We start from the raw sequence: 21,641 nt of genomic DNA on the forward strand, positions 1-21,641 counted from the left end.
GCGCCGAATTCCGCGGGAGCGTCCTGCAGAGGCGCGGAGAACCGCGCGGACGGGGTCCGGCGCGGAGCCCCGGCCCGAGCCGGAACACCGCGCCGGCCCGCCTGCGCACCCCGTGGCCCGGCGGGCCCGCCGGGCCGCAGCACCCTGTGCCCGCTGCGGCCCGCCGCCGTCAGACCGGCCGGGCGGTGGTCATGTCGTCCGGGACCGCCGATCCGTCCCGCTGGGACGGGATCAGCACCGTGCCCTGCTGGAGGGCGACCGTCCGGGCGGGGGACGGGATGCGGATGCCCTCCTCGCGGTAGCGGCGGTGCAGCCGCTTGATGAACTCGTGCTTGATCCGGTACTGGTCGCTGAACTCGGCCACGCCCAGGATCACGGTGAACCCGATGCGCGAGTCGCCGAAGGTGTGGAACCGCACCGCCGGCTCGTGCTCCGGCACCGCCCCGGTGATCTCGGTCATCACATCGGCGACGACCTCCTTCGTCACCCGCTCCACGTGCTCCAGGTCGCTGTCGTAGGACACGCCGGCCTGGACCAGGATGGTGAGCTGCTGCTGGGGCCGCATGAAGTTGGTCATGTTCGTCTTGGCGAGCTGGCCGTTGGGGATGACCACCAGGTTGTTGGACAGCTCGCGGACGGTCGTCTGGCGCCAGTTGATGTCCTCGACGTAGCCCTCCTCGCCGCTGCTCAGACGGATGTAGTCGCCCGGCTGCACGGTCTTGGAGGCGAGGATGTGGATGCCCGCGAAGAGGTTCGCGAGCGTGTCCTGGAGCGCCAGCGCGACCGCCAGACCACCCACGCCGAGGGCGGTGAGCAGCGGGGCGATGGAGATGCCCAGCGTCTGCAGCCCGATCAGGAAGCCGATCGAGAGCACCAGGATCCGGGTGATGTTCACGAAGATCGTCGCCGACCCGGCCACGCCGGACCGCGACTGGGTGACCGAGCGCACCAGGTCCGCCACCACCCGGGCGGCCGCCACGCTCGCGACGAGGATCACCCCCAGGGTCAGCACCTGGTTGACCGTGTGCTGCACGGTCCGGGTCAGCGGCAGCGCCGCCGCCGCGGAGGCCGCTCCGGCCGCGACGGCCGCCCACGGCGCGACCGTGCGCAGCGCGTCCACCAGGATGTCGTCGCCGCGCCAGGCGGTGCGCTCGGCGTGCCGGGCCAGCCAGCGCAGGACCATGCGGAGCAGGAACGCCGCCAGGAAGCCGGCGGCGAGGGCGATTCCGGCGTGCACCAGATCGTCCACGGTGAGGGAGCGGGTCACCGCTCACCCCCCGCGCACCCCTGGGCCGACGGCCGTGTCTCCTGGGCCGAGGGCCGTATGTGAAGTCGTGTCACGTGATGTCACCTGCTCGAGGTATACGGGATCCATCGGTGCCGCACCCGTCATGACCTGCGGGGGCACCGTCGCTCATCCTGCCGTATCCGGAAGGGCAGTTCGTACCACGTGGCGTGCTGAGAGCGGTCCTGCGGCCGGTCTCACGGCCCGTCGGCCGAGCCGGCCGGACCGCCCGGACGTGAACCGGGTCGCACCCTCCAGACCCTCCGTCAGCAGCGTGGCCCCGTGCCGGAGTTCGGCCGCCGTCCGCGGGCCGGACCGGCGGGGCGGGCGCGCCCTTGACCTCAATCATGGTCGAGGTTCTAGCGTCGCCGTTATGAGCATGGAGACCACCGCATGGGTACAACTGCGCAACGTCGTGACCGCCGAGGACGGGCACCGCCCGGTCACCCGGGACACCCTGCGCCGGATCGGCGCCTTCGCCCGCCCGCACCGCCGCCGGCTGGTCCTGTTCGTGCTGCTCGGCACGGCGACCGCGGCGCTCGCCGTCGCCACGCCCGTCCTCGCGGGACGGGTCGTGAACACCATCGTGTCGGCCGGGGACCCGGACACGGTGGTGCGTCTCGCGCTGCTGATCGCGCTGATCGCGGTGGCCGAGGCGGCCCTCGGCGTACTGGGGCGGAGACTGTCGGCGGCCCTCGGCGAGGACCTCATCCTGGGGTTGCGGACGGCCGTCTTCGACCACGTGCAGCGGATGCCGGTCGCGTTCTTCACCCGCACTCGTACGGGAGCGCTCGTCTCCCGTCTCAACAACGACGTCATCGGCGCCCAGCGGGCCTTCAGCACCACCCTGTCGACGGTGGTCGGCAACCTGGTCACCCTGGTGCTCACCCTCGGCGTGATGCTGACGCTGTCCTGGCAGATCACCCTCCTGTCGCTGGTGCTGCTGCCGGTGTTCGTGGTCCCGGCCCGCCGCATGGGCCGCCGCATGGCCGGCCTCCACCGCGAGGCCGCCGCGCTCAACGCGGCCATGGGCACGCGGATGACGGAGCGGTTCTCCGCGCCCGGCGCCACCCTGGTGAAGCTGTTCGGGCGGCCCGAGGAGGAGTCCGAGGAGTTCGCGGAACGCGCCCGCCGGGTGCGGGACATCGGCGTGCGCACGGCCACCGCCCAGACGGTGTTCATCACCGCGCTCACCCTCGTCTCCGCCCTCGCCCTCGCCCTGGTCTACGGGCTCGGCGGCCGGCTCGCCCTGTCCGGCGCCCTCGACGCGGGCGCGGTGGTGGCGCTGGCGCTGCTGCTGACCCGGCTGTACGCGCCCCTGACCTCGCTGGCCGGGGCGCGGGTGGAGGTGATGAGCGCGCTGGTCAGCTTCGAGCGGGTCTTCGAGGTGCTGGACCTCGAACCCCTCATCCGGGAGCGGCCCGACGCGCGCGAGGTGCCCGAGGGCCCGGTCGCGGTGGAGTTCGACGACGTCCGCTTCGGCTACCCGTCCGCCGACAAGGTCTCCCTGGCCTCCCTGGAGGAGGTCGCCACCCTCGACACGCGCGGCGGCGAGGAGGTGCTGCACGGCATCTCCTTCCGCGCCGAACCCGGGTGGACCGTCGCGCTCGTCGGCTCCTCCGGCGCCGGCAAGTCGACCGTCGCGGCCCTGCTGCCCCGCCTGTACGACGTCGACTCGGGGGCGGTGCGGGTGGGCGGCGTCGACGTCCGCGAGCTGAGCGCGGCGTCGCTGCGGGCCACGGTCGGCATGGTGACCCAGGACGGTCACCTCTTCCACGACACCGTGCGCGCGAATCTGCTGCTGGCGCGGCCGGACGCGGGCGAGGACGAGGTCTGGGAGGCGTTGCGCCGGGCCCGCCTGGACACGCTGGTGCGGGCGCTGCCCGACGGGCTGGACACGGTGGTCGGGGAGCGCGGGTACCGGCTCTCCGGCGGGGAGCGGCAGCGCATGACGATCGCGCGGCTGCTGCTGGCGCGGCAGCGGGTGGTCGTCCTCGACGAGGCGACCGCTCACCTGGACAACACGTCCGAGGCTGCCGTGCAGGAGGCGTTGGGGGAGGCGCTGGAGGGGAGGACGGCGGTGGTGATCGCCCACCGTCTGTCGACCGTGCGGGCGGCCGATCTCATCCTCGTGGTCGAGGGCGGGCGCGTGGTCGAGCGTGGGACGCACGAGGAGTTGCTGGGCGCGGGTGGGCGGTACGCGGAACTGTACCGGACGCAGTTCGTGGGGGAGGCGGCGGTTGTGTGAGGGGGCGCGTCGGCGGGAGCGCGCGGGTGGGTGGGGGTGAGCGCGCGGTTCCCCGCGCCCCTTGGGAGTGGGTCGCGGGGACGGTGCGGGTTCGTGGGGGCTGGGCGCGTAGTTCCCCGCGCCCCTTTGCGGGGCTCGCACTGCAGGGGACGGTGCGGGTCCGCGGGGGCTGGTCGCGCAGGTCCCCGCCCCCCTGGAAGGGGCGCGGTGCCGCCGCCGGCTTTCCGGCCGGCGGCGGCACCACGTGGGGCTACAGGCGTTCGCCCGTCGTCGCCGTGCGCTGCGGGCGTTCGGCGGTCCGGGTGGTCGCCGGCTTGCGGGAGCCGCCTGCGCGGCCCCGCTTGCGGCCGTCCTGTCCGCCGCCCGTGCGCGCGTCCAGCTCGATGGCGAGGGGAGACGCGGTCAGGACCGACGAGTACGTGCCGATGACCATGCCGATGAGCAGGGCCAGCGCGAAGTCGGTCAGCGAGTCGCCGCCCAGCAGGGCCAGCGCGGCCAGGATGAAGATCACGCCGATACCGGTGTTCACCGTCCGCGGCACCGTCTGCAGGATCGCCTGGTTGGTGACCTGCGCCAGCGGCGCCTTGGCGTCCTTGCGCCACAGCTCCCGGATGCGGTCGAAGACCACCACGGAGTCGTTCACCGAGTAGCCGATCACGGTCAGCAGCGCCGCCAGGAACACGCCGTCGATCGGCTTGCCCAGCCAGGCGAACACACCGGTGAGGATCACCACGTCGTGCGCCAGCGCGGCCACCGCGCCCGCGCCGAACATCCACCGGAACCGCACCGCCAGGTACAGCAGCTGCGCGGCGAGCGCGAGGCCGAGCGCGATCAGCGCGTTGCGCCGCAGCTCGTCGCCGAGGCTCGGACCGATCAGCTCGTCGCGGACCTTCTCCGCCCCGCCGCCGAGCTCGGCGACGGTCTCCTCGACCTTGACCGCCTCCTCGTTGGTCAGCTCCTCGGTGCGCACCGTCAGGCCGCTGTCACCGGAGGACTGCACGACGGCCTGCGGGAAGCCGGCGTCGGCGAGGGCGGCGCGGGCCCGGTCCGGGTCGACGGTCTGCTCGGTCGAGTACTCGATCAGCCGGCCGCCGGTGAACTCCACGCCGAAGTTCAGCCCGCGCACGAAGATGCCCGCGGCGGCGACGGCCAGCACCACGGCGGACAGCCCCAGCCAGCGCAGGGGGCGCCGCATCAGCTGCGGGTCGCGGCGGGTGAGGTACGCGCGCACCCGGCCCACGGAGGCCAGACCCGTGATCTGGGGACGCCGGTGCACCCAGCGGCGCGCCACCGCGAACTCGGCGAGCACCCGGGTGATCACCAGGGCGCTGATCATGGACGCCAGCACACCGATGCCGAGCGTGACGCCGAAGCCCTTCACCGGGCCGGACGCCAGCACGAACAGCAGCGCCGCCGCGATCAGCGTGGTCACGTTGGAGTCGGCGATCGCGCTGAAGGCGCCCTTGAAACCGGCGGTCAGGGCCGAGCGGCCGCTGGGCCGGTTCCGCTTGGCGTACTCCTCCCGGGCGCGTTCGAAGACCAGCACGTTCGCGTCCACGGCCATGCCGATGGCCAGCACGAAACCGGCGAGGCCGGGCAGGGTCAGGGTGGCGCCGAGGGCCGCGAGACCGGCGTACGAGATCAGGCCGTAGCAGAGCAGGGCCACGATGGCGAGGAAGCCCATGAGGCGGTAGACGACCAGCACGAACAGGGCCGTGAGGGCGGTGCCGACGACGGCGGCCCAGGCGCTGGCGCGGATGGCCTCGGCGCCCAGCGTCGGGCCGACGGTCCGCTGTTCCACCGTCTCCACCGGCACCGGCAGGGCGCCGCCGTGCACGAGCAGCGCGAGCTCCTTCGCCTCGTCGGGGGTGAAGGAGCCGGTGATCTGCGTGGACCCACCGGTGATGCCCGCACCGCACGCCACCGACGGGTCGACCTGCGGCGAGGAGATGATCTTGTTGTCGAGCACGATGGCCACCCGGCGCTTCGGGTCGCCCGCCGGGTTGCAGGCGGCCTCACCGGTCAGCCGGGCCCAGCCCTTGCCGTCCTCGAAGTCGATGGTGACGTGCCAGCCGGCCCCGCTCTGCGGGTCGAAGCGGGCCTCGGCGCTCTCGACGTCCTGGCCGCTGAGCGCGGCCTTGTCGAGGTGCAGCCGCTCGCCCGCCTCGTCGGGCAGCACGCGCTCGCCTTTCGGGAGGTTCTTGCCGTCCTGGGCGCCCGGCCCCTTGACGGCGTGGACGGAGAGCTGGGCGGTGCGGCCCAGCACCTCGGCGGCCTGCCGCGGGTCCTGCACGCCGGGCAGCTCGACGATGATCCGCTGGTCGCCGGAGCGGACGATGGTCGGTTCGGCGACGCCGAGCGCGTCGACCCGGCCGCGCAGCACCTCCAGGGTGCGGTCGGTGGCCTCGGCGTCGGCCTCGAGGGTCTCGGTGGAGCGGGTCTCCAGCACGATCTGGGTGCCGCCCCGCAGGTCCAGTCCCAGACGGACCGGAACGGTGACGGCGACGAACACGGACACGGCGATCACGGCAAGCGCGAACAACGCCCTGACGCGGGCGGGACGTTTCACAGATGCCTCCAGTAAGGCACTCGTGCCCGTCGGCGGGCACGCGGAAGAGGGGAAGGGGACGGTTCAGACGCTGGAGGCGGCGGGCGGCGCCCGTCCCAGATCCGCCGGGACGTGCGCGGCGGCCGGCGGCGCGTGACCGGCCGCGGGCGCGGGGCGCGCGGGCCGGGGCGGGACCCGCGGCGTGTGCGCGGGCGTGAACAGCAGCGGGCCGGCGGCGGCGTTCCGCTCGCCGACGTCCCGCTCCGGCCGGACGAGCACGGTGCGGGCGGCGACGTACCCCTCGTCGCTGTGCGGCTGCGTGCCGGAGGAGTACGTCGGCGTGCCGGGGGAAGCCGGGAAGTACGCGGGGGCGGCCGGGGCCCCCGTGACCGCCGACGCGGGGGCCGTGCCGGGGGTGAAACCGAGGGTCAGCAGAACGGCCGCGAACGCGGCCAGGACGGCCGCGGCGGCCTTCAGCGGAAGCCGGGCGGCACGGCCCGGGACAGCGACGGTCAAGGTTCCACGAGCCCCGCGCGGATGGCGTAACGGGTCAGCTCGAGCCGGTCCCGCAGCCCCAGCTTGTGCAGCAGGTTCTCCCGGTGCCGCTGCACCGTCTTGACGCTGATGAACAACAGCTCCGCGATCTCCTTCGACGAGTGACCCTCGGCGACCAGCTTCAGCACCTCCTCCTCGCGCGGGGTGAGCACCTGCTCGGGAGCCTCCTCGCCGTGCCGCACCCGGTCCAGGTAGTTGCGGATCAGGGCCGTCACCGCCCCCGGGTACAGGAACGGCTCGTCCCGCATCGCCGCCCGGCAGGCGGCGACCAGATCACGGTCGGCGACGGACTTGAGCACGTAGCCGCCCGCCCCGGCCTTCAACGCCTGGAAAAGATACTGCTCATTGTCGTGCATCGTCAGCATCAGGATGCGCAGCCCCGGCTTCAGCGCGGTCAGCTCCCGCGCCGCCTGCAGACCGGTCAGCCGCGGCATGGCGATGTCCAGCACCGCGAGGTCCACGTCGCGGGTGCGGGCCATGGCGATCGCCTCGGCCCCGTCGCCGGCCTCGGCGACCACCTCCAGGTCCGGCTCCCGGTCGAGGATGAGCCGGACGCCGCGCCGCACCAGCGCGTGGTCGTCGGCGAGGAGGATGCGGATCGTGTCCGCGGGGCGGTCGGCGTGGATGTCCTGGTCGTTCATGACTGCTTCCTGACGGCCGGCACGGTCAGCCGGATTCGGGTACCGCTTCCTGTTCGGGAGACCACGTCCGGGCTCCAGACGTCCAGGGTGGCCCCGATCAGCAGGGCGCGTTCACGCATTCCGCGAAGTCCCGCGCCCTCCCGGGCGGCGCCGATGCCGCGCCCGTCGTCGGCCACCTCCACCACGACGCCCTCCTCGGTGCCGCGCAGCGCCACCTCCACGGACCGGGCCTCGGCGTGCCGGGCGGCGTTGGTCAGACCCTCCTGCGCCACCCGGTAGATCACCAGCTCCGTCTCGTGGTCCAGGGCGGGCAGGTCCGGATCGAAGCGGCGCACCACGCGCAGCCCGGTGTGGGTGGAGAACTCCGTGGCCAGCGAGGTCACCGCGCTCACCAGGCCGAGATCGTCCAGCACCCCGGGACGCAGCCGGCGCACCAGCCGCCGCACCTCGTCCAGGCTGCCGCGGGTGATCTCCTGCGCCTGCTGCAGCTCCTCGCGCAGCGGCTCCGACGCCTCGTCGGACGCCCGCTTCAGCGCCAGCAGCACGGCCGTCATGCTCTGCCCCACCTCGTCGTGCAGCTCCTGGGCGATACGGCGCCGCTCGCCCTCCTGGGCCAGGATGGCACGGGCGCTGCTCGCGGCGCGTTCCCCCTCGAGGCGCTCCAGCATCGCGTTGAAGGCGCTCACCAGCTCGGCCACCTCGCCGCCGCCGCGCACGGGCAGCCGCTGACCGGGGCGCAGCAGGTCGACGGTGGTCATCAGCCGGGTCACGCGGTCCAGCGGGGCCAGACCGATGCGCAGCAGCGCCGCGTTGGCGACGAGCATCACGCCCAGGCCGCCGACGAGGATCACCGCCTCCGTCAGCAGCACCGGCACGGACACGGTCACCGGAGCCCACAACAGCAGCGCCGTGGCGCTGCCCAGCACCACGGCGTTCAGACCGAAGATCCGCCAGTACAGGGACACGGAGGTCACGCCTTCCTCTTTCTCGTCTGCCTCTACTGTCGGTCACCGCGTCCCCTGATGCGGCAGCGACCCCCTGGTCCCGGCGGACACCGGGCCAGCCTGCCCGGGGACCCCGGCCCGGTCGATGGGCCGCGCGCCCCATTTTCCGCCGACCGCCGGACCCACGCCGCGCGGGGTGGGTCCCCGGACCCCGCACAGATGGGTCCCGCGCCCGATGGGACGGCACGACGGCTCAGGTCATGGTGGAAGCGTCACCCCGTACATCCCCCAGGAGGAAACACGTGTCGCTCGACCTGCCCCGCACCGAACCCCGTACCGCGAACCCCGCCGCGGACGAGGTCCGCCTGCGCCTGGAGCACGCGCGGAGCACCAGGCTCGCGCAGCTCAAGGCGCTCGACGAAACCGGGGACAGCCCCGGCGACCACCTGATGTCGAACCAGAGGGACGCGATCAAGGGGGTCCTCGAGGAGATCGAGGAGGCCTTCGCGCGGGTCGAGGACGGCACCTACGGCACCTGCCTGGGCTGCTCGAAGCCGGTACCGCCGGAGCGGCTGGAGATCCTGCCGCACACCCGGTACTGCGTCGGCTGCCAGCGCCGCGCGGCCTGAGACGCCCCCCGTCCGTCCGTCCATCCCGCTCTGCCCGAGGGGTGCAGTGGTGACCCACCAGACCATCGGCGAGCGCGACGAGATCCTCAGCGCCGAGGACCTCGTCGCGCTCCGTGAGAACCTGCACGAGCAGCGGCTGTTCCGCGAGGAGCAGCTGCGGCAGTTCGCCGCGTCGAGCCGCGCCGACGACCGCCGCGTGCGTGAGGACGCCGCGCAGGTCGAGGTCGGCGTCAAGCTCGCCGCCTCGGCCCGCATGGTGCTCGCCGACGTGGAGGAGGCGCTGGCCCGGATGGACTCCGGGAGTTACGGCGTCTGTCACCTCTGCCGCCGCCCGGTCGAGCGTCACCGCCTGCTGATCGTCCCCCAGGCCCGCTACTGCGGGCGCTGCCAGCAGGTGCGGGAGGCCGGCCGGTGACCGTGGTCCGGCACCCCCGGCCGGCTCCCGCACGGCACCGGCACTGGCCGCTGTGCAGGCGCTGCTCAGGTCTCGCTCTCGACCTGGGCAGCGCCCGCACGCGCGCGTTCATCGCCGGACGGGGCATGGTCCTGGACGTGCCCACCGTGACGTTCCCCGGCTCGGGGGCCGTCCACCCCATCCAGCGCGGCACCATCGTCGACACCGCCGGCGCCGCCCGCATGCTGGACCGGCTGCTCGGCCACCGCGTGCCGCGGATCGGCCGCCCGCTGGTCGTCGTCACCTCCCCGGTGTTCGACGGGCCGGCGTTCCGCACCGCGGCCCGCACGGCCGTGGAGGTGCTCCGCCCGCGCGCCGTCCTGACGGTCCCCGGCGCGCGGGCGGTCGCGCTGGCCGCGGGCGCCGACCACGTCCGGCCGCTGCTGGTGGCGGACATCGGCGCGCACCTCACCGAGGTGGTGCTGCTCGCCGACGGCGCGGTCACCGACGCACGGCGCACCGCGCTGGGCACCGCCGACCTGTCCGACGGCACACCGCCGGAACTGATCACCGAGGCGGTGGTCGGCATGGTGACGGCGATGCTGCGGCAGGACCGCACCTCGCTGACCCGCACCGCGCTGCGCCGCGGCGTGCTGCTGGCCGGCGGGGGAGCGCTGCGCCCCGAGATCACCGGCGGTCTGCCGGGCGGCCTGAACTGCGCGGTGCAGCCCGTGCCGTCCCCGCACACCGCCGCCGTGCGCGGCGCCGCCGGCCTGCTGGCCGCCGCGCACCACCATCCGCCGGCCGACGGCGCCCTCTGACCCGGCCTCTGCCTGCGACCGCTACCGGAAGGAGCCGTGAACGTGGCGGGTGGGACACCCGTGGCACAGCCGCCCCCCGGTCCGCCCCCGCGCCCCCTGTTCTGGCGCTGGCGGTCCAACCCGCTGCGCCGCCGCACCGACAGGGTGCAGGCATGGCTGGGCCTCGGGGTGCTGATCGCCGTACTGGCCGTGGCCCCCGTGGCCGCCGCACTGGTGGGCGACGCCGCCCACCGGCACTACCAGGACCTGGCGCGCCACCAGCAGCGCACGCGCCATCTGACCGACGCGACCCTCGTCGCGGACGCCCCCCGGCACCCGGAGCCGGGCTCGGACGAGGAGAAGGGGACCCGCTACCCGGTCGAGGTCCGGGTCGTCACCCGCGAGGGACGGACCCGCGTCACCCGGGCGGAGGTGACGCCGGGGCTGACCGCCGACAGCACCGTCCGCATCTGGGTCACCGCCGAGGGCGAGGCGACCGACGCGCCGCTGACCGGCAAGGAGGTCCGCAGCCGCACCGCGGGCTGGGCGCTGCTCGCCGCGATCGGCGTCGCCCTCGCGGGGACCGCCATGCACGCCGTGTCCAGGTTCGCACTGCGCCGCCGCAACCTCGCCCGCTGGGACGCCGCATGGGCGGAGACGGCCCCGCGCTGGACGACGCCCACCTGACGCCGCCCCCCGATCGTGAGCCGCCGGCACCGCCCCCGTACCGGCGGCTCACCCGTGTGCGCACGTGGTCCGCGCCCACGGAAAAGTCCTACGAAAGTTTCGATTCTGTGCGATCGATCTTCGAAGGCATGCTGAGCGATGATTCGCTGCTCCATCCTTCAAGTGTCCGCACTGACGTGATGAGCTGGTCATACGTATTCACGTCGCAATCTCCGGTTGCTCGAACTTTTCGAAACCCTAACCGAAACTGTTGACGGTTGACGCGCTCAGATCAACACTGTCACGGCATCGACCTCCCCATCGAGCCGTAACAGGAGGCGTCACCCATGCATGTGTCCGCACCGCCCGGCGGCCGCAGACGCGGCCGACTGATCATGAACGTGAAGAGCGCCTGGACGATCGCTCTCGCCGCGCTCACCGCGCTGCTCCTCACCGGCACCGCGACCGCCGCCCCCGTCATCTCCACCAACCAGACCGGCACCAACAACGGCTGGTGGTACTCCTTCTGGACCGACGCCCAGGGCACGGTCTCCATGGACCTGGGCTCCGGCGGCAGTTACAGCACCCAGTGGCGGAACACCGGGAACTTCGTGGCCGGCAAGGGCTGGAGCACCGGCGGCCGCAAGACCGTCAACTACTCCGGCACCTTCAACCCGTCGGGCAACGCGTACCTGACGCTGTACGGCTGGACCACCGGCCCGCTGATCGAGTACTACATCGTCGACAACTGGGGCACCTACCGGCCCACCGGCGAGTACAAGGGCACCGTCACCAGCGACGGCGGCACGTACGACATCTACAAGACCACCCGGTACAACGCCCCCTCCATCGAAGGCACCCGCACCTTCGACCAGTACTGGAGCGTCCGGCAGCAGAAGCGCACCGGCGGCACCATCACCAGCGGCAACCACTTCGACGCCTGGGCGAGCAAGGGCATGAACCTGGGCAACCACAACTACATGATCATGGCCACCGAGGGCTACCAGAGCAGCGGCAGCTCCAACATCACCGTGAGCGAGGGCTCCGGCGGTGGTGGAGGAGGCGGCGGTGGCGGTGGCGGCGGTGGCGGCGGCGGCGGCGGCGGTGGCAACGGCGGCTGCACCGCGACCCTGTCGGCCGGCCAGCAGTGGGGCGACCGCTACAACCTCAACGTCTCGGTGAGCGGCTCCAGCAACTGGACCGTCACCATGCGGGTCCCGTCCCCCGCCAAGGTCTCCGCCACCTGGAACGTGACCGCTTCCTACCCCGACAGCCAGACCCTCGTCGCACGGCCCAACGGCAACGGCAACAACTGGGGCGCGACGATCCAGACCAACGGCAACTGGACCTGGCCGTCGGTGTCCTGCAGCGCAGCCTGACCCGGCACGAGGAGGACCCCCACACATGAGCACCGGAAAGCGACAGCCCGTCTCCCGGTACCTGGTCCCGGGCGTGGCCGCCGCCGCACTGACGGTGGCCGCCACCGTGAGCACGGGCGTCGGCGCCGCCCCCGCCCAGGCGGCCGCCTGCAACGGGTACGTCGCGCTCACCTTCGACGACGGCCCGTCGACCGGCAGCACCGTGAACCTGCTCAACGCGCTGAGGCAGAACGGCCTGCGGGCCACCATGTTCAACCAGGGCCAGTACGCCGCCGCCAACCCCGGTCTGGTCAAGGCCCAGGTGGACGCGGGCATGTGGGTCGCCAACCACAGCTACACCCACCCCCGCATGACCCAGCTCAGCCAGGCCCAGATGGAGTCGGAGATCTCCCGCACCCAGCAGGCGATCGCGAGCGCCGGGGGCGGGACGCCGAAACTGTTCCGCCCGCCGTACGGCGAGACCAACTCCACCCTGAGGTCGGTGGCCGCCAGGTACGGGCTCACCGAGGTCATCTGGGACGTCGACTCGCAGGACTGGAACAACGCGAGCACCGACGCGATCGTGCAGGCCGCCTCCCGGCTGAACGACGGGCAGGTCATCCTGATGCACGACTGGCCGGCGAACACCATCGCCGCCATCCCGCGCATCGCGCAGAACCTGGCCTCCCGGGGGCTGTGCGCCGGCATGATCTCCCCGCAGACCGGCCGCGCGGTGGCCCCCGACGGCTCCGGCGGCGGCGGGGGAGGGGGCGGCGGCAACGGCTCCTGCACCGCGACGCTGTCCGCCGGCAGCAGATGGGGCGACCGGTACAACCTCAACGTCTCGGTCGGCGGCTCCGCCGACTGGACCGTGACGATGAACGTGCCGTCCCCGGCGAAGGTGCTGAGCACCTGGAACGTCAGCGCCTCCTACCCCAGCAGCCAGACGCTCGTCGCCAGGCCCAACGGCAGCGGGAACAACTGGGGGGTGACGATCCAGACCAACGGCAACTGGAACTGGCCGACGGTCTCCTGCACCACGAGCTGAGAACAGCGGCGAGCCGCGGAGCGTTCCGCGCCGCGGCTCGCCGTCCCGCGTTCACCCCAGATGCTCGCCGAACCACCCGGCGGCCAGCTCCGCGACCCGCTCCAGCGCGCCCGGCTCACCGAACAGATGGCCGGCGCCGGGCACCACGTCCAGCCGGTGCGGTGCGGACAGCCGCCGTGCGGCCCCGCGGTTGAGATCCAGCACCTCCGGATCCGCGCCGCCCACCACCAGCAGCACCGGGCACGCCACCAGGCCCAGCACGCCGCCCGCCAGATCCGGCCGCCCGCCCCGCGAGACGACCGCCGCCACCCGCCGCGGCCGCTCCGCCGCCGCGACCAGCGCCGCCGCCGCTCCCGTACTGGCCCCGAACAGCCCCACCGGCAGGTCCACCGCGTCCGGCCGGTCCTCCAGCCAGTCCACGGCGTGCGCCAGCCGGCCCGCCAGCAGACCGATGTCGAAACGGTGCCGGCCCGTCGCCGCGTCCTCGTCCTCCTCCGCACCGGTCAGCAGGTCCAGCAGCAGCGTGCCGAACCCCGCTCTCCGCAGCACCCCGGCGACGGCCCGGTTGCGCGGGCTGAGCCGTGAACTGCCGCTGCCGTGCGCGAACAGCACCACCCCGCGCGCCCCCGCGGGGAGCTCCAGATCACCGCGCAGGGCCGCCGCTCCCGACGGAACCGTCACCGACGCGCTCACCATGCCCGGCCACCTCCTCCGGCCGCCCCGGTCCGGCCCGCCGGGTACCCACGCGGGCCCGGTCGAGACGGCGGCGGTTTGCCGCCCGCCACGAGGGCTACCCGATGTGGACCACGAGGTGAAGGAGGTGCGTGGACGTGCCCGACAGCCGTGCCGGTTCCTCTCCCCACGAGCCCCGTACGGGCTCCGGCCGGGAGCCGGTCTCCCGTGCCCGTTCGGGGATGATCGGCAGCAGGCACCCGCGGTCCGGCACCGAGCCGGTCACCGCGCGCAGCCCGCTGAAGCTGCGGCTGCTGCTGTCCTCCGTCTTCCTGCCGCTCTTCGTCGCGGGCACGGTGCTGTTCGCGGTGTGGGCGGCGGGCTCCGACGCCGGGGACAGCCCCGGACGCGGCCCGCTGACGCTCATCGCCGTGGTGTGCGGCGTCCTCGCCCTGACGGCCGCGCTGGACCTCGGCGTCGTGCTGCGCCGGCTGCGCCGGGAGCGCGGCTCCGCGCACTGACGACCGGGGCGTCCTAGTCGCCCCGGTCACCCTGGTCGCCCCGCTCGTCGAGCGGGGCCGTGCTCTGCCGTACCACCAGGCGCGTCGCCAGCTCGATGCGCTGGGCCGCCGCGCCCGGGTCGTCCGGGCGCAGCAGCATGCGGGTCGCCTCCTCGGCCATGTGCCGCAGCGGCTGGTGGACCGTGGTGAGCGGCGGGCTGGACCACTGGGCGAGCGGTACGTCGTCGTAGCCGACCACCGAGAGGTCCTCCGGGACCCGCAGTCCTTTGACGCGGGCCGCCTCCAGTACGCCGAGCGCCTGCAGATCGCTGCCCGCGAAGATCGCCGTGGGCCGGTCGGGACCCTGAAGCAGCTCCATGGCGTGCTCGAAGCCGCCCTGCACGTGGAAGTCGCCGAAGCGGGTGAGCCGGGGGTCCGCCTCCAGGCCCGCCATCGCCATGGCCGAGCGGTAGCCGTCGAGGCGGGCCAGCGAGCAGAGCATGTCGCCCGGGCCGGTGATGATGGCGATCCGCCGGTGGTTCCGCTCGGTGAGGTGCCGGGTGGCGGCGAGGCCGCCGGCCCAGTTGGCGGAGCCGACCGACGGCACGTCCGGGTCGGGGTCGCCGGCCGGGTCGATGACGACGAACGGGATGGCCGCCGCCCGCAGTTGGCGCTTGATGTCCTGCGGCAGGCTGGAGAACACCAGCACCACGCCCAGCGGCCGGCGCTGCAGCACGCCCGGCAGCCAGTCCGGGTCGGGGGTGTGCCGGGTGCCGCTCTCGGTGAGCACCACCGTCGCGCGGTTCTCCTTCGCGACGTTCTCCACGCCCCGGATCAGCTCCATCGCCCACACGCTCTCCAGCTCGTGGAACACGATCTCGATGAGCGGGTAGCGGGTCGCGGGCTGCACGCGCCGGCGGTAGCCGTGCAGGTCCAGCAGCTTCTCCACCTTGGCGCGCGTCGCGCGTGAGACATCCGAGCGGCCGTTGAGCACCTTCGAAACTGTCGGCATCGACACCCCGGCCTCTTTCGCTACCGCAGCCAGGGTGACACGCCCGCTCGTCTCGTCGTCTTCACGCATACCCGCAGGATAGAGCACCGCCCCTCGATAACGGTTTGGCCGAGTCGTGACTCGACCGTTGACCCCAACTCCCGTCTGACCTACTGTCCCTCGGCATGGACTTTCGGCGATGACGCCGAAACTTTCGAAAGGCGAACGATGAAGACACGTGCGCGCTTGCCCAGACTGATCGCCACCGGTGCGACGCTCGCCCTCGCCCTGAGTCTGTCGGCCTGCGGTGGCGGCGACGGCGGGGCGTCGGCGGACGACGGCAAGATCCATATCCTTGTCTACGGGGACGCCACCAACAAGATCGAGAAGCAGATCGTCGACAAGTTCAACGAGACGTCCGACGTCAAGGCGGTCCTCGACACCATCCCCGGTGCCGACTACCAGAAGAAGCTTCAGACGATCATCAGCACCCCGCAGGCCCCGGACGTCTTCTTCAACTGGGGCGGCGGCAGCATCAAGCCCTTCGTCAAGGCCGACCTGCTGCTCCCGCTGGACGACTTCATCAAGAAGAACCCGGACCTCGAAAGCAAGTTCCTCCCCTCGGTCTTCAACAACGCGGTCGTCGACGGCAAGCCGTACGGCATCCCCATGCGCGGCACGCAGCCGGTCCTGCTCTTCCACAACAAGAACGTCCTGAACAAGGCGGGCGTCAAGCCGCCGAAGACCTGGGACGAACTGCTCGACGCGGTGGAGAAGCTGAAGGACTCCGGCGTCACCCCGATCGCGCTCGGCGGCGGCGACGTCTGGCCCACCCAGATGTGGTTCCAGTACCTCTACGACCGCATAGCCGGCCCGGAGCTCTTCCAGAAGGCACTCGAGGGCGACAAGAGCGCCTGGGAGGCCCCGGAGAGCAAGAAGGCCCTGAAGATGATCAGGGAGCTCGTCGACGCGGGCGCCTTCGGCAAGAACTACGACTCCGTCAAGTACACCAACGGCGGCTCCGTCGCGCTGGTCGCCCAGGACAAGGCCGGCTTCGAGCTGATGGGCTCCTGGTACTACTCCCAGCAGCTCACCGACCACCCGGACTTCGCCGAGAAGGGCCTCGGCTACTCCGCCTTCCCGGCCGTCGAGGGCGGCAAGGGCGACCCGAAGAACGTCGCCGGCAACACCAACAACTACTACTCGGTGCTGAAGAAGACCAAGCACCCCGAGGCCGTCGCCGAGTTCCTCGAGCTCATGTACTCCGACGAGTTCGTCAAGGCGCAGCTCGACGTCGGCAACCTGACCACCACCACCAACACCGACCAGTTCATCGAGACGTCCGCGACGCCCGAGTACTCGCGCTTCCAGTACGACCTGGTCGCCGACGCGCCGTCGTTCCAGCTCTCCTGGGACCAGGCGTTCCCGCAGTCGGCGGCCTCGGACATGCACAAGGCCATCCAGCAGTTCTTCAACGGACAGCTCGACGCGGACGGCTTCATCAAGGCCATGCAGGCCCTCCCGACCGAGTGACGAACGGCTCATGACCACAAAGATCACGAGCGCTCCGCCCGCCGCCGGACCCCGCAAGGGGTCCCGGCGGCGGCCGGCCGCCTCCCCGTCCGTGTCCAAGGTGGGCCGCCCGGGCTTCGCCTGGGCGCTGCCCGCCGCGGTGTTCTTCGCCCTCTTCGCGATCGTCCCGCTCGTCATGGTCGCGGTGCTGTCCTTCATGAGCTGGAACGGGCTCGGCTCGCCCCAGTGGGTCGGCACCGACAACTGGTCGCGCCTGATGGACGACCCGGTGATGCTCAAGAGCGTCTGGCTCACCCTGCTGCTGACCGTGCTCGGCGTGGTCATCCAGACCCCGCTGAGCATCATGCTCGGCGTCTGGGCGGCGGGTTACCAGCGCAACCGCGCGGTGCTGTCGGTCATCTACTTCATCCCGCTGCTGCTGTCCGCCACGGCCGTCTCCGTGCTGTGGCGCGCCCTGCTCGACCCGAACTTCGGCATCCCCGCCGACGCCGGCTGGCTCTTCGGCGACGGCAACCTGTTCGGCGAACAGGCCACCGCCATCGGCGTGCTGGCGTTCGTGAGCACCTGGCAGTTCACCCCGTTCCACACGCTGATCTACCAGGGCGCCGCGCGCTCCATCCCGCAGGTGCTGTACCAGGCCGCGGAGATCGACGGCGCGGGCCGCTACCGGCAGTTCTTCCACATCACGCTGCCGCAGCTCCGCAATTCCATGATCACGTCGATGATCCTGATGATCGTCGGTGGCCTCACCACCTTCGAGACCGTCCTCATCCTCACCCAGGGCGGCCCCGGCACCGACACGACCATCAGCGCCTACTACATGTACGACAAGGCCTTCAAGGGCTTCGACTTCGGCGCCGGCTCCGCCATCGCCCTCGCCCTGGTCGTCGCCGCCACCATCATCTCCCTGGTCGTGGTGAAGGTCTCCGGCTACGACAAGATGCGCAGCTCCATGGAAGGTGTGTCATGAGGCGCCGCCCCAACTACCTGGCCGGCGCCGGCTCGCTCGTCTGGCTGTTCCTGGTCGGCCTGCCGCTGTACGTGATGCTCGCGGCGACCCTGCGCACCCGCCAGGACTACGCCGGGAACGGCCCGGTGTCCTTCCCGGACACCTTCACCCTGGACAACTACACCGGCGCCTTCGACTCGGGCTTCGGCCGGTACTTCCTCAACACGCTCGTCGTCACCGCCTGCGTGATCGGCATCGTGCTGCTGCTGGTCCCGCCGCTCGCCTACGCCATCGTGCGCAGCCGGGCCCGGACCACGTCGGCGATCTTCCGGCTGTTCCTGCTCGGCCTGGCGATCCCCGCCCAGGCCGTCATCGTGCCGATGTTCTACCTGATCAGCCAAGCCGGGCTGTACGACAACCTGCTCGGCGTCATCCTGCCCACGGCCGCCTTCTGCCTGCCGATGTCCGCACTCATCCTCAGCGGCGCCATGCGCGACATCTCCCCGGAACTGTACGAGGCCATGGCCATGGACGGCGCCACCCCGCGGCGCATGTTCTTCCAGCTCGTGCTGCCGCTGTCCCGGGGCGGACTGTCCACCATCGTGGTCTTCTCCGCGCTCCAGGCATGGAACGGCTTCCTGTTCCCGCTCGTGCTGACCCAGTCCGACTCCACCAAGGTCGTCACCCTGGGCCTGTACGACTTCCAGACCGAACACGGCATCGACATCCCCGGGCTGCTGGGAGCCGTGGTGCTGTCCATGGTGCCCATCCTGCTCGTCTACCTGTTCGCCCGTCGCGCCCTGGTCCAGGGCCTGATGGGTGTCGGAGGAAAGTGACCGCGAACGTGGCCGTAGAGACCACCCCCGAAATCCCCCTCTGGAACGATCCCTCCCACCCCGTCTCCGCCCGGGTCGACGCGCTGATCGGCGCCATGACCCTCCCGGAGAAGATCGCCCAGCTGTACGGCGTGTGGGTCGGCGCCTCCGCCAACGGCGGCGAGGTCGCCCCGCACCAGCACGACATGGAGGAGGCCGTCGACCTCGACGCGCTCCTGCCGTCCGGCCTGGGCCAGCTCACCCGCCCCTTCGGCACCGCCCCCGTCGACCCGGCGCTCGGCGCGCTCTCCCTGCTGCGCACCCAGACCCGCATCACCTCCGCGAACCGCTTCGGCATTCCCGCCGTCGCCCACGAGGAGTGCCTGGCCGGCTTCGCCGCCTGGGGCGCCACCGCCTACCCCGTGCCGCTGTCCTGGGGCGCCACCTTCGACCCGGACGTGATCCGCCGGATGGCCGCCGCCATCGGACGCGACATGCGCGCCGTCGGCGTCCACCAGGGCCTCGCCCCCGTCCTCGACGTCGTCCGCGACCCCCGCTGGGGCCGCGTCGAGGAGACCATCGGCGAGGACCCGTACCTCGTCGGCACCATCGGCACCGCCTACGTCCAGGGCCTGGAGTCCACGGGCGTCGTCGCCACCCTCAAGCACTTCGTCGGCTACTCGGCCTCCCGCGCCGGACGCAACCTCGCCCCCTCCTCCGTGGGGCCGCGCGAGCGCGCCGACGTGCTGCTGCCGCCGTTCGAGATGGCGATCCGCGAGGGCGGCGCGCGCTCCGTCATGCACGCCTACACCGACATCGACGGCATCCCCGCGGCGGCCGACGAGAGCCTGCTCACCGGACTGCTCCGCGACACCTGGGGCTTCGACGGCACGGTGGTGGCCGACTACTTCGGCATCGCGTTCCTCAAGACGCTGCACGGCATCGCCGGCGACTTCGCCGACGCGGCCGGCGCCGCGCTCGAGGCGGGCGTCGACATCGAGCTGCCCACGGTCAAGGCGTTCGGCGCCCCGCTCGCCGAGGCCGTCGCCGACGGCCGGGTGCCGGAGGCCCTGATCGACCGCGCCCTGCGCCGCGTCCTCACCCAGAAGGCGGAGCTGGGCCTGCTCGACCGCGACTGGAACCCGGTGCCGCCCGCCTTCGACGGCGCCGACCTGGACGACCCGGAGGCCCTGCGCGGCAAGATCGACCTCGACGGACCCGGGAACCGCGAGCTGGCCCGGGAGATCGCCGAGAAGGCGGTCGTCCTGCTCAGCAACGACGGCACGCTGCCCCTCGGCCGCCCCCGCCGCATCGCGCTCGTCGGCCCCAACGCCACCGAGCCCGCCGCCGTCCTCGGCTGCTACTCCTTCCCGCAGCACGTGGGCGTGCAGTACCCGGACGTCCCCGTCGGCATCGAACTGCCCAGCCTGGGCGAGAGCCTGGCCGCCGAGTTCCCCGACGCCGAGATCACGGTCGTCCGCGGCACCGGCGTCGACGACGGTGACCTCTCCGGCATCGCCGAGGCGGTCGCCACGGCGCGTGACGCCGACATCGTCATCGTCGCCCTCGGTGACCGCGCCGGCCTGTTCGGCCGCGGCACCAGCGGCGAGGGCTGCGACGCACAGTCCCTCGCGCTGCCGGGCGCGCAGCAGGAGTTGCTGGACGCGCTGCTCGACTCCGGCACGCCGGTGGTGACCGTCCTGCTCGCGGGCCGTCCCTACGCGCTCGGCCGCGCGGTGGAGGACTCCGCGGCGATCGTGCAGTCCTTCTTCCCCGGCGTCGCGGGCACCCGGGCGATCGCCGGCGTACTCAGCGGGCGTACGAACCCGTCCGGCCGCCTCCCGGTCAGCGTCCCGCGCACCCCGGGCTCCCAGCCGACCACGTACCTCGGCGCCAGGCTCGCCCAGGCCAGCGAGGTGTCCAACATCGACCCGACGCCGGCGTTCGGCTTCGGACACGGCCTGACGTACACGACGTTCGCGTGGAGCGACCTGACCGTGGACGCCGAAGAGGCGCCGACAGACGGGGAGTTCACCGCGTCGCTCACCGTGCGCAACACGGGGGAGCGGACCGGCACCGAGGTCGTCCAGCTCTACCTGCACGACCCGGTCGCCTCCGTGGTCCAGCCGGTGCAGCGCCTCGTCGGTTACACCCGCCTGGACCTGGAGCCGGGCGAGGAGCGCAGGGTGCGCGTCACGGTCCCGGCGGACGTGGCGTCCTTCACCGGCCGCGACGGCCGGCGGATCGTCGAACCGGGCGAGCTGGAACTCCGCCTGGCCGCGTCCAGCACGGACGCACGCCTCACGACGACGGTCACCCTGACGGGGCCGGTGCGGGAGGTCGACCACACGCGGCGGTTCCGTGCGGAGTTCTCGGTGGAGGACTGACTCGTCCCCTCTCGCACCACACCGGCCCGGACCGCAGAAGCGGTCCGGGCCGGTGCACACTTGCTCGGCCTACCCGCGGCCGCAGTGGACGACTGTGTGTCAACTAGCGCTCCGCCGAGGAGATCCTGCTCTGGTCCCGCTCCCTCCTCGACAGCGAACCCGTCGCTGACCTGACCGGTGACGGTCACGACACCCTCGCTGGCTACCGCTCCCTGCTGCACGGCGCCCACCCGGCGCGCGAGGGACACGGGTCGGAGAACGAGGAGGCCGACGCCGCCGTCCGGCAGGTGCGCGGCTGGACGGGACGCCGGAGTCACCCCGTCGGACACCGCGGTCTGCGCCCGCTTCAACACCCTGGCGGGCAAGCTCGCCGGTCGGCTCACCGCGGCCGAGATTCCCGTGGTCCGGGTGCGCGGCGGCGAACCCGACAGGGCGGTCGGGGCGCGGGTGTCGATCCTGCACAGCACGAAGGGACATACCGGTGCGTCGCCGTCGCCGGGGCCACCGCGAGCGCCTTCCCGTTTCTCCGGCCGTCACCCCCGCCGACGTGGGCCGTCTCCAGCACGCCACCGACCTGGCGGCCGAACGCTGCCTGCTCTTCGTGGTCTGCACCCGGCCCCGGGAGGCGCTGTACGTGTCGTACGGCGGACGGTCCAGCGAGTTCCTGCCGGAGTGAGG

The 21,641-nt window shown here is 72.5% G+C and carries 20 protein-coding genes; 13 read left to right on the forward strand and 7 right to left on the reverse strand.

Annotation, left to right across the window (positions count from 1 at the left end; all coding sequences use genetic code 11):
- Window positions 1-169: 169 nt before the first annotated feature.
- Entirely contained in the window at window positions 170-1,267 is a 1,098-nt protein-coding gene (locus ACWH4W_RS18705) for a mechanosensitive ion channel family protein (protein ID WP_473076858.1), read from the reverse strand.
- A 391-nt stretch (window positions 1,268-1,658) separates the two neighbouring features.
- Here ACWH4W_RS18705 and ACWH4W_RS18710 point away from each other — a divergent pair, with 391 nt between their 5' ends.
- Window positions 1,659-3,533 carry an ABC transporter ATP-binding protein gene (locus ACWH4W_RS18710; RefSeq protein WP_473076859.1) on the forward strand — a complete coding sequence of 625 codons (1,875 nt, stop codon included), beginning with the start codon at window positions 1,659-1,661 and terminating at the stop codon, window positions 3,531-3,533.
- A 250-nt stretch (window positions 3,534-3,783) separates the two neighbouring features.
- On the opposite strand, the gene secD is transcribed toward ACWH4W_RS18710, so the two are convergent.
- The 4 genes from secD to ACWH4W_RS18730 all read right to left on the reverse strand — a co-directional run bounded on the left by secD (window position 3,784) and on the right by ACWH4W_RS18730 (window position 8,242).
- The gene (gene secD, locus ACWH4W_RS18715) at window positions 3,784-6,102 is read right to left on the reverse strand and encodes a protein translocase subunit SecD (RefSeq protein ID WP_473076860.1); all 2,319 of its coding nucleotides are present in this window, start codon (window positions 6,100-6,102) and stop codon (window positions 3,784-3,786) included.
- 63 nt (window positions 6,103-6,165) lie between these two features.
- A complete protein-coding gene (locus ACWH4W_RS18720) occupies window positions 6,166-6,597 on the reverse strand; it encodes a hypothetical protein (protein ID WP_473076861.1) in 432 nt (143 codons plus the stop codon).
- The gene (locus ACWH4W_RS18725) at window positions 6,594-7,277 is read right to left on the reverse strand and encodes a response regulator (RefSeq protein WP_473076862.1); all 684 of its coding nucleotides are present in this window, start codon (window positions 7,275-7,277) and stop codon (window positions 6,594-6,596) included. The genes ACWH4W_RS18720 and ACWH4W_RS18725 overlap by 4 nt, the downstream gene beginning before the upstream one ends.
- Window positions 7,274-8,242: a HAMP domain-containing sensor histidine kinase gene (locus tag ACWH4W_RS18730; RefSeq protein ID WP_473077544.1), complete on the reverse strand. Its 969-nt coding sequence runs from the start codon at window positions 8,240-8,242 to the stop codon at window positions 7,274-7,276. Before ACWH4W_RS18730 ends, ACWH4W_RS18725 begins: the two co-directional genes overlap by 4 nt.
- 281 nt (window positions 8,243-8,523) lie before the next feature.
- On the opposite strand from ACWH4W_RS18730, the gene ACWH4W_RS18735 reads away from it, so the two are divergent.
- The 6 genes from ACWH4W_RS18735 (at window position 8,524) to ACWH4W_RS18760 (ending at window position 13,116) form a co-directional block, all read left to right on the forward strand.
- A complete protein-coding gene (locus tag ACWH4W_RS18735) occupies window positions 8,524-8,850 on the forward strand; it encodes a TraR/DksA C4-type zinc finger protein (RefSeq protein WP_473076863.1) in 327 nt (108 codons plus the stop codon).
- A gap of 46 nt (window positions 8,851-8,896) precedes the next feature.
- A complete protein-coding gene (locus tag ACWH4W_RS18740) occupies window positions 8,897-9,265 on the forward strand; it encodes a TraR/DksA family transcriptional regulator (RefSeq protein WP_473076864.1) in 369 nt (122 codons plus the stop codon).
- Window positions 9,262-10,065 (forward strand): rod shape-determining protein, encoded by an 804-nt coding sequence (locus ACWH4W_RS18745; RefSeq protein ID WP_473076865.1) that lies wholly within the window; start codon window positions 9,262-9,264, stop codon window positions 10,063-10,065. The genes ACWH4W_RS18740 and ACWH4W_RS18745 overlap by 4 nt, the downstream gene beginning before the upstream one ends.
- A 42-nt stretch (window positions 10,066-10,107) precedes the next feature.
- Window positions 10,108-10,731 carry an Rv1733c family protein gene (locus ACWH4W_RS18750; protein ID WP_473076866.1) on the forward strand — a complete coding sequence of 208 codons (624 nt, stop codon included), beginning with the start codon at window positions 10,108-10,110 and terminating at the stop codon, window positions 10,729-10,731.
- Between the two features lie 326 nt (window positions 10,732-11,057).
- The gene (locus tag ACWH4W_RS18755) at window positions 11,058-12,089 is read left to right on the forward strand and encodes a glycoside hydrolase family 11 protein (RefSeq protein WP_473076867.1); all 1,032 of its coding nucleotides are present in this window, start codon (window positions 11,058-11,060) and stop codon (window positions 12,087-12,089) included.
- 25 nt (window positions 12,090-12,114) lie between these two features.
- Window positions 12,115-13,116 carry a polysaccharide deacetylase family protein gene (locus ACWH4W_RS18760; RefSeq protein WP_473076868.1) on the forward strand — a complete coding sequence of 334 codons (1,002 nt, stop codon included), beginning with the start codon at window positions 12,115-12,117 and terminating at the stop codon, window positions 13,114-13,116.
- Window positions 13,117-13,167: 51 nt separating this feature from the next.
- Here the strand turns inward: ACWH4W_RS18760 and ACWH4W_RS18765 are convergent, their stop codons facing one another.
- Entirely contained in the window at window positions 13,168-13,812 is a 645-nt protein-coding gene (locus ACWH4W_RS18765) for a dienelactone hydrolase family protein (RefSeq protein ID WP_473076869.1), read from the reverse strand.
- Window positions 13,813-14,030: 218 nt separating this feature from the next.
- On the opposite strand from ACWH4W_RS18765, the gene ACWH4W_RS18770 reads away from it, so the two are divergent.
- Window positions 14,031-14,309, forward strand: coding sequence for a DUF6343 family protein (locus ACWH4W_RS18770; protein WP_473077545.1), 279 nt, complete (start codon window positions 14,031-14,033; stop codon window positions 14,307-14,309).
- A gap of 13 nt (window positions 14,310-14,322) precedes the next feature.
- Here ACWH4W_RS18770 and ACWH4W_RS18775 read toward each other — a convergent pair whose 3' ends face one another.
- Window positions 14,323-15,369 carry a LacI family DNA-binding transcriptional regulator gene (locus tag ACWH4W_RS18775; RefSeq protein ID WP_473076870.1) on the reverse strand — a complete coding sequence of 349 codons (1,047 nt, stop codon included), beginning with the start codon at window positions 15,367-15,369 and terminating at the stop codon, window positions 14,323-14,325.
- A gap of 138 nt (window positions 15,370-15,507) precedes the next feature.
- On the opposite strand from ACWH4W_RS18775, the gene ACWH4W_RS18780 reads away from it, so the two are divergent.
- The 5 genes from ACWH4W_RS18780 to ACWH4W_RS18800 all read left to right on the forward strand — a co-directional run bounded on the left by ACWH4W_RS18780 (window position 15,508) and on the right by ACWH4W_RS18800 (window position 21,639).
- Window positions 15,508-16,812, forward strand: a complete 1,305-nt coding sequence (locus tag ACWH4W_RS18780; RefSeq protein WP_473076871.1) for an ABC transporter substrate-binding protein — start codon at window positions 15,508-15,510, stop codon at window positions 16,810-16,812.
- Window positions 16,813-16,822: 10 nt separating this feature from the next.
- A complete protein-coding gene (locus ACWH4W_RS18785) occupies window positions 16,823-17,782 on the forward strand; it encodes a carbohydrate ABC transporter permease (protein WP_473076872.1) in 960 nt (319 codons plus the stop codon).
- Window positions 17,779-18,597: a carbohydrate ABC transporter permease gene (locus ACWH4W_RS18790; RefSeq protein WP_473076873.1), complete on the forward strand. Its 819-nt coding sequence runs from the start codon at window positions 17,779-17,781 to the stop codon at window positions 18,595-18,597. The genes ACWH4W_RS18785 and ACWH4W_RS18790 overlap by 4 nt, the downstream gene beginning before the upstream one ends.
- Window positions 18,594-20,963, forward strand: coding sequence for a beta-xylosidase/alpha-l-arabinosidase (locus tag ACWH4W_RS18795; protein WP_473076874.1), 2,370 nt, complete (start codon window positions 18,594-18,596; stop codon window positions 20,961-20,963). The genes ACWH4W_RS18790 and ACWH4W_RS18795 overlap by 4 nt, the downstream gene beginning before the upstream one ends.
- A 481-nt stretch (window positions 20,964-21,444) precedes the next feature.
- Window positions 21,445-21,639 (forward strand): hypothetical protein, encoded by a 195-nt coding sequence (locus ACWH4W_RS18800; protein ID WP_473076875.1) that lies wholly within the window; start codon window positions 21,445-21,447, stop codon window positions 21,637-21,639.
- Window positions 21,640-21,641: the final 2 nt, after the last annotated feature.

It is taken from the genome of Streptomyces sp. DSM 120436, from assembly GCF_055778765.1.